The 7,131-nt window shown below is 63.7% G+C and carries 8 protein-coding genes and 1 pseudogene; 3 read left to right on the forward strand and 6 right to left on the reverse strand.

Translation table 11 applies throughout. The annotated features are described in order from the left end of the window. Nucleotides 1–9 precede the first annotated feature (9 nt). From AC3WTD_RS12135 to AC3WTD_RS12160, 6 genes and pseudogenes are all read right to left on the reverse strand, one after another. Nucleotides 10–1,404 (reverse strand): glycosyltransferase family 39 protein, encoded by a 1,395-nt coding sequence (locus AC3WTD_RS12135; protein ID WP_492613936.1) that lies wholly within the window; start codon nucleotides 1,402–1,404, stop codon nucleotides 10–12. 168 nt (nucleotides 1,405–1,572) lie between these two features. After that, nucleotides 1,573–2,301, reverse strand: a complete 729-nt coding sequence (locus tag AC3WTD_RS12140) for a nucleotidyl transferase AbiEii/AbiGii toxin family protein (protein ID WP_492613937.1) — start codon at nucleotides 2,299–2,301, stop codon at nucleotides 1,573–1,575. Further along, a complete protein-coding gene (locus AC3WTD_RS12145; RefSeq protein WP_492613938.1) occupies nucleotides 2,294–2,764 on the reverse strand; it encodes a helix-turn-helix domain-containing protein in 471 nt (156 codons plus the stop codon). Before AC3WTD_RS12145 ends, AC3WTD_RS12140 begins: the two co-directional genes overlap by 8 nt. A gap of 105 nt (nucleotides 2,765–2,869) precedes the next feature. Continuing rightward, nucleotides 2,870–3,142: pseudogene (locus tag AC3WTD_RS12150) on the reverse strand (HigA family addiction module antitoxin); the annotation flags it as partial. A 35-nt stretch (nucleotides 3,143–3,177) separates the two neighbouring features. Further along, nucleotides 3,178–3,372, reverse strand: coding sequence for a type II toxin-antitoxin system RelE/ParE family toxin (locus tag AC3WTD_RS12155; protein WP_492613939.1), 195 nt, complete (start codon nucleotides 3,370–3,372; stop codon nucleotides 3,178–3,180). 109 nt (nucleotides 3,373–3,481) lie between these two features. Next, the gene (locus tag AC3WTD_RS12160) at nucleotides 3,482–3,670 is read right to left on the reverse strand and encodes a hypothetical protein (protein WP_492613940.1); all 189 of its coding nucleotides are present in this window, start codon (nucleotides 3,668–3,670) and stop codon (nucleotides 3,482–3,484) included. Nucleotides 3,671–3,838: 168 nt separating this feature from the next. Here AC3WTD_RS12160 and AC3WTD_RS12165 point away from each other — a divergent pair, with 168 nt between their 5' ends. From AC3WTD_RS12165 to AC3WTD_RS12175, 3 genes are read left to right on the forward strand one after another with little or no spacing between them, the layout of a single operon-like run. Beyond that, nucleotides 3,839–4,453, forward strand: coding sequence for a type IV toxin-antitoxin system AbiEi family antitoxin domain-containing protein (locus AC3WTD_RS12165; protein ID WP_492613941.1), 615 nt, complete (start codon nucleotides 3,839–3,841; stop codon nucleotides 4,451–4,453). A gap of 36 nt (nucleotides 4,454–4,489) precedes the next feature. Next, nucleotides 4,490–4,831 carry a nucleotidyl transferase AbiEii/AbiGii toxin family protein gene (locus AC3WTD_RS12170; RefSeq protein WP_492613942.1) on the forward strand — a complete coding sequence of 114 codons (342 nt, stop codon included), beginning with the start codon at nucleotides 4,490–4,492 and terminating at the stop codon, nucleotides 4,829–4,831. Nucleotides 4,832–4,850: 19 nt separating this feature from the next. Next, on the forward strand, nucleotides 4,851–6,980 hold the full coding sequence (locus AC3WTD_RS12175; protein WP_492613943.1) for a dipeptidyl-peptidase 5: 2,130 nt from the start codon (nucleotides 4,851–4,853) through the stop codon (nucleotides 6,978–6,980). Nucleotides 6,981–7,131: the final 151 nt, after the last annotated feature.

Below are 7,131 nucleotides of genomic sequence, written 5' to 3' on the forward strand. Positions count from 1 at the left end.
GAGAGCTCTCTACATGGCAGCGTCGAGGGTGCCTTGCTTGTTGGCGCGCATGTGCTTCAGCCGGGCGGTAATCCACCAACATGTAGTGACGACCAGCAGCATCTCAAACGATCGGAAGGGTATGGAGTAGCGCGGTTCGGCTTGCAATGTGGTGTAGACCAATGTTGCAAACGTCAGCATGCAGATCACCGAAATCAGCGAGGTGTAGCCAGCTGGTGTGTTCTGTCCGTGCGACCCAGGTCGACACAGCCACGCCACTGGCAAAGCTGCCAGCGCCAATAGCAGCAGGGGCAAGTTGAGGGTGCGACAAATGGCGGCCAGCGCGATCCAGGGAGAGCTGACCTGGAACGGTGCGTTTGCGGTTGGGTATACATAGAGGTCGCCTTGCCCGATGACGACATCCCAGCCCCATAGCTCTCGCGGCTTTTCAAACAGGTACCAAGAGATATAGCGCCAAGGATGCTCGCCGAAACGCCGCACGATTGTTTTGGCGCCATCCGCAGGTGAGGCCAGTAGTGCTGCGTACTCTTCATCGACCGCGCGCAGTGTGTCGCGCGTACTTGCTCGCGTGATGGCATCGCCAAATATCGATTTCCGGTACGCGTCGTGGTAGTTCGGCCACGCGCCTTGTACGAAATTCTGCAATGCGCGGCCCTTCGACGAGTCGCCGGCAGGTGGAATGGGAAGCTGCATGTTGCGGACGGCCCAAGCCCCTGGCAGCAGCAATGCTCCTACTGCCAGCGCCACGCAAATTTTTCGTGGCGCCAGTTTGCGCCAAGCCAGGAAACCTGCCAGCAGCAAGCCGAACGGAAGCAGCACGGCATTGGTCAACGCCGCCGCGCCCAGTGCCAGGCCCGCAACCGCCGCCAGCCATGTGCTTCTGCGCACGCATGCTTGGGCAAGCAGCAGTAGCCCGAGCGCGCACAGGAACCCGAACAGCGTTTCGGTGAGCAGATAGCCATTGATGGTGATGCTGTGCGGCCAGACCGCCATAAGCAGGCCACTGGCGATGGCCCAACGTGTTGGCAGCCAGTATTTGCCCAATTGGGTGGCCAGGGTGACTGTCAGTGCACCCAGTAGTGCCTGGCACAACAGGACGGCGGCGTACCACATATCTCCCGCGCCAAGCACCTTCATCCAGAGCGCGAGAAAGAAGGGGTAGGCCGGGTCGCGATAGTTGTCCGGGTGGAGTATCGCGGCATCCGCGGCATCCTTGGCGAAGACACCGTGGTGTACGAGGTTCCATGCGTACGCGAAATATTGCGTAGCATCTCCTCGTACCGGGTTCAGCACCAATGCTGTGCTTACGTAGTACCAGCGTAGCGCGAGGGCAAAGACTGTAATGGCCGATAGCGCCAACAACCAAGGCCAATGTTTTTCTGGGGTTGGAGCAGGAGTGTCCATGCGTCGCTATCTGCGGTTGGCCGAGTCCTAGTATGCATGGCCTTGAATCGCCGCGGGTTCTCCGGAGGCTGTTTGTTGCGAGTCAGGCTGCCTCGGCGAGGGCTGTGTTCGCTTTGTGAGCTCGGCAATCCAGGCAGGCAGCAAGGTGCAGGCTAAGGTTGTTACCTCTCAATGAGAGCGACTTGTCGTCGGTGGCACTGCGTCGCCCAGGGAGGGTTGCGGGCGATGCGCATCGAGCGTGGCAATGATGCCGGCGCCCAGGTCGGGTGCCATCGCCATGGCTTGCAGGCATTCGTCGCGATACCGATCATCGTGCAGCAACGCCAGTCCCCGGTCGAAGTAGTCATAGATGGACCGGCCGTAGGCGGCTTCCGCTTTTTCCAGAGCCGTCGCCGGTATCGGACCCCAGGCTTTGATCATCATGGCCAGGTCGATCAGGTCGCGGCTCATCTGCGAGCGGTCCAACGCGCGGTCAGTGTTGGCGAGCAGCTTTTCGGCATACATGTCGTCACGATGGAGCACGGGCACGGACAGCTCGGGATCGAGCGCGCCATCCACGTCGATGCGCCCCTCCAGAACGAACTCGACCCTTACAGGCGCGTCATCGATTTCCAGGAACGTGGAAATCTTGTCCCGTTGCGTGCGCACGTCGCGCAGATGTTTTACCGGAGAGCGGAGGACCGTGCCCAGCGTGGGTGGCGTGATGGTATTGCGTAGCAGCCGGTAGCCAGCCTTGTCAGAACACAGGAAGTCGACGTCGACCGACTCGCGGTATTCGCCCAGCTTGAGCGCGATGGCGGTGCCGCCGCCGAAGTAGCACTTCGCCCGCGCCAGCAGGTCGCCGTCCATGGTGCGAAGGAGCTTCGCAATCTTCTGATGGTGCGGCCGCTCAAACATGCAGGATTCCTTGTCCGTACTTGCCCACCAGCCGCCGCAGCAGGCTGCGTTCGTGTGCGGTCATCTGATCGGCGTCGACCAGGTCCCAATGGCGCTCGTAGAGTGCCAGCGCATCGCGCTCGGCGATCATGTCCGCGCCGGGCCGGTTCCAGGTCAGCCGCATGAGTTGGGGATACTCCGCAATCCGGACCTCGGCCGGCTTGACCGTCGGTACCAGGTCGAGCGCATCCATGGTTGCGGCATAGGCAGCCAGCGCCACACCCGGTTTGCCCTGTTCGACCTGGATCAGTTTCTGTCGGCCAATGCCGGCGCGACGGGCCACTTCGATCTGGGTCAGGCCCAGCTGCTTGCGCTGGGCACGCAAGCTTGCGCCGAGTTGGCGCGCAAGTCGTGCGAATGGTGCGTCTTTCATCATGTCGCGAATATAGGACATTTGACGGCACGTGTCGCGAATATGCGACATGGTGGCCGCCGCCAACGCCGGGTGCGTTGGTCGTGCCAGATGGGCACGGGCCGCTGGCTTCCCTTCGGGCTGAAAAGCATCACGGCTGAAGCTTTTCAGTGGAGATCACGCTGCGCGCGGGTGGATGCGGGCCAGTGCGTCGCCGAGTTCGCGGCGTACTGTTTCCAGCTCGAACCGCTTTTGCAGGTTGATCCATACGTCCGCTGTCGTGCCGAAGTAGCGAGCGAGGCGCAGGGCGGTGTCTGCGGTGATGCCGCGCTTCTCGTTGGCGATGTCGTTGACGCGTGCCGGCGTGACGCCGATGGCACGGGCGAGCGCGTTGCTGGAAAGCGCCAGCGGCAACATGAATTCCTCACGGAGGATTTCGCCGGGGTGGACGGGGCAGCAAGGTGGAGGCCATTGTCGTTGTCTCTTTAGTGATAGTCGGTGATTTCGACGTCGTAGGCGTTACCGCTCTTCCAGCGGAAGCAGAGGCGGAACCGATCGTTCACGCGAATGCTGTGCTGTCCTGAGCGGTCACCCTTGAGTGCTTCCAGGCGATTGCCCGGCGACAACGCGTGCATGGCAAGATCCACACTGATCTGTACGGCACGGCTCAAGTTGAACACGACAATGTCCTGCAGACCGGGATTGCCGGCCGGGTAGCCACATCGGCAGGGCACCGTTCGCGCACCCGGACCAGGCAGCAGCGGAGCGAATCGAGTTTGCGTGTGACGATCAGCCGATCCATGCGTGTCGGCGCTCGCCGAGCGTCCGTTCGACGTAGGGCATGAAATCTTCCATGGCGTACACGTGCCGCTGCATGAGTCCGGTCATTCCGGCCGCTTCGCCGCGGATCATTCTGCCGTGCTTGAGTATCTGCCCGAGCAGTGGCTCGCCTACGGTCTGCAGGTCGATCAGGTCCACGGGGCGACCAGTGGCGACGGCGAGGTCGGCAGCCAACTGCCAGTGACTGAACCACGGATGGTGGCGGATGCGCGATGGGGCTTGCCACGGTGCTGGCTGGGGTCTGTCGTGTTGCAAATGCGCTATAAGCGTTTACATTTGCATAAATAATGCAACATGCTGCCGTCCATGACCAAGCCTCCGCTCAATCACGAAAAGCAGATACTGGCGCTGGCACGCAAGCAGCCGCTACTGCGCGCGCGCGATCTGGCGGCACATGGGCTGCCCACGATGACGCTGAGCCGGCTGGTGGCGGCTGGCAAGCTGCAACGGGTGGCGCGCGGGGTATACAGCCTGCCGCAACGCGCGATCAGCGCGCACCGTTCACTGGCCGAGGTGGCGATTCGCGTGCCGCGCGGGGTGGTGTGTCTGCTGTCGGCGCTGCGCCTGCACGGGATCGGCACCCAGGCACCGTTCGAGGTGTGGCTGGCTATCCCGCAAACCATGCCGACGCCGCGACTGAAGCAGCCGGCGCTGAGGGTAGTGCGCATGTCGGGTAGTGCGTTGAGCAAGGGAATCGAGCAGGTCGACGTGGATGGTGTCGCCGTGTCGGTGTTCAACCTGGGCAAGACGGTGGCGGACTGCTTCAAGTACCGCAACAAGATCGGTCTGGACGTGGCGCTGGAGGCGCTGGGTGAGGGCTGGCGCGCGCGCCGGGTAACGATGGACGAGCTGTGGCACTACGCCACTATCGACCGCGTGCACAACGTGATGCGGCCGTATCTGGAGGCGCTGGATGCGTAAGCCAGGCGGCATGGGGCGGTGTGCATGAGCCGAAACGTGGCCGCCTCGGTACGTGCCCGGCTGAAAAACCGGGCCGACGCCACGCAAGAGGATTACAACCTGCTGCTGACGCGCTACGGACTGGAGCGGCTGCTGTACCGATTGTCGGTGTCGCCGCACGCGCCGAATTTTCTGCTCAAGGGGGCGTTGCTGTTCCTGCTGTGGCATGAGCTGCCGCATCGGCCTACCCGTGACGCAGACCTGCTCGGCTTTGGGATCGTTACCGGGGGCTGCTTTGAAGTGGAGGGGAATTCACCACGCAAAAGACGGGTTCCTGCCGGTGATTACCTGGACAAAACTTGCCTGAGAAAACTCTGGCGCTTACCGTCACCGCTTTGACCACCCAAGGAACCACCCCATGAGACCTCTGATTGCCGCGCTGCTGCTCGCGCTGGTGGCGGCGCCCGCGATGGCGGGCGACGTCGTGGACACCAGCTTCGTCAAGGCCGAGGGCACGCACGCCTTCAACGTGCGCGACCTGGTGATGATGGATCGGGTCAGCGACCCGCAGCTGTCGCCGGACGGGCGCTATGCGGCGTTCGGCGTGCGCAGCACCGACTACGCGGCGAACAAGGGTGTCAATGCGGTCTACGTGCTGGACTTGGCCAAAGGCGGCCAGCCGGTGAAGGTGGTGAAGAAGGGCGGCTCGGCGCGCTGGTCGGCGGATGGGCGCAGCCTGTATTTCGTGGCGCCGGCCAAGGACGTGGCGCAGTTGTGGCGGGTGGACCTGGGCGGCAAGGGCGGGTTGAACCTGGCGACGCACGCCACGCCAGTGCAGGTCAGTCACGGCGTGCTGGACCTGGGCGGCTACAAGCTGTCGCCGGACGGCAAGCAGGTGCTGCTGTCGTATGAGGTGTTCACCGACTGCGCCACGCTGGCATGCACCCAGCAGCGCGTCGACGCGCGCACGAAAGACAAGGCCAGCGGCACGCTGTACGACAAGCTGTTCGTGCGGCACTGGGATACCTGGGCCGACGGCCGGCGCAACCAGCTGTTCGTGGCCCGCTTCAACGGCAAGGGCCAGCTTTCCGATGAGCCGAAGCTGCTGAGCCGCGGCCTCGACGGCGACGTGCCGAGCAAGCCGTTCGGCGATGAGGGCGAGTTCAGCTTCGCGCCGGATGGCAAGACCGTGTACTTCAACGTGCGCATCGCCGGCCGCAGCGAGCCGTGGTCGACCAACTTCGACGTGTACAGCGTGCCGGTAGATGGTTCGGCTGCACCGAAGAACCTCACCGCCGACAACAAGGCCTGGGACGCCTACCCGGTGGCCTCGCCGGATGGCAAGACGCTGTACTACCTGGCGATGAAGACCCCGGGCTTCGAGGCCGACCGCTTCGCAATCATGGCGCTGGACCTGGCCAGCGGCAGTCGCCACGAAGTCGATCCGCACTGGGACCGCTCACCCGGCGGCCTGGCGATTTCCGCCGACGGCAAGACCCTGTACGCCACTGCCGACGACAACGGCCAGCATCCGCTGTTCGCGATCGATGCGACCAGCGGCAAGGTCAGCCAGCTGGTCGGCGAGGGCACGGTGGGCGGCTTCTCGCTGGCCGCCGGCAAGCTGCTGCTGAGCCGCGACGACCTGAAGCGACCGGCCGACGTCTATCTTGCCGCCGCCGACGGTAGCGGTCTGAAGCAGGTCACCCGTTTCAATGCGGCGGACCTGAAAAACGCGAAAGTGGGCGACGCCGAGTTCTTCACCTTCAAGGGCTGGAACAACGAGACCGTGCAGGGCTACGTGGTGAAGCCGGTCGACTACAAGGCAGGGCAGACCCACCCGGTCGCCTTCATCATCCACGGCGGCCCGCAGGGCGCGATGAGCAACGGCTGGAGCTATCGCTGGAACCCGCAGACCTACGCCGGCCAGGGCTTCGCGGTGGTGACGGTGAACTTCCACGGCTCTACCGGCTATGGTCAGGCGTTCACCGACTCGATCTCTGGCGACTGGGGCGGCAAGCCGCTGGAAGACCTGAAGCTGGGCTGGAAGGCTGCGCTGGACAAATACAGCTTCCTCGACGGCGACCGCGCCTGCGCGCTCGGCGCCAGCTACGGCGGCTACATGACCTACTGGATCGCCGGCGTGTGGAACCAGCCGTGGAAGTGCCTGATCGACCATGACGGCGTGTTCGACACCCGCGCCATGTACTACGACACCGAGGAGCTGTGGTTCGAGGAGCGCGAGAACGGCGGCACCCAGTACGAGCACCCGGAGAACTACGAGAAGTTCAACCCGCTCAACCACGTCAAGGACTGGCGCGTGCCGATGCTGGTGATCCATTCGGCGAAGGATTTCCGCATCCCCGACACCCAGGGCCTGGGCGCGTTCACCGCGCTGCAGCGCCGCGGCATCCCCAGCCAGCTGCTGCACTTCCCCGACGAGAACCACTGGGTACTGAAGCCGCACAACAGCGTGCAGTGGCACGACGCGGTGAACGCCTGGCTGAAGCAGTGGACGGCGAAGAACGCTCCGAAAGCCGCCTCGCACTGAGCGAGGTGGTGTTGATGAAAACGGCGGCCTCCGAGCCGCCGTTTTTGTTCCTCCCCCTGCAAGGCAGGGGGAGGTTAGGAGGGGGTGGCTCCGGGCTGGCGAAGAAGATCAAGAGCACCCCACCCCAACCCTCCCCTGCGATGCAGGGGAC

It is taken from the genome of Rhodanobacter sp. FW106-PBR-R2A-1-15 (genome assembly GCF_058789735.1).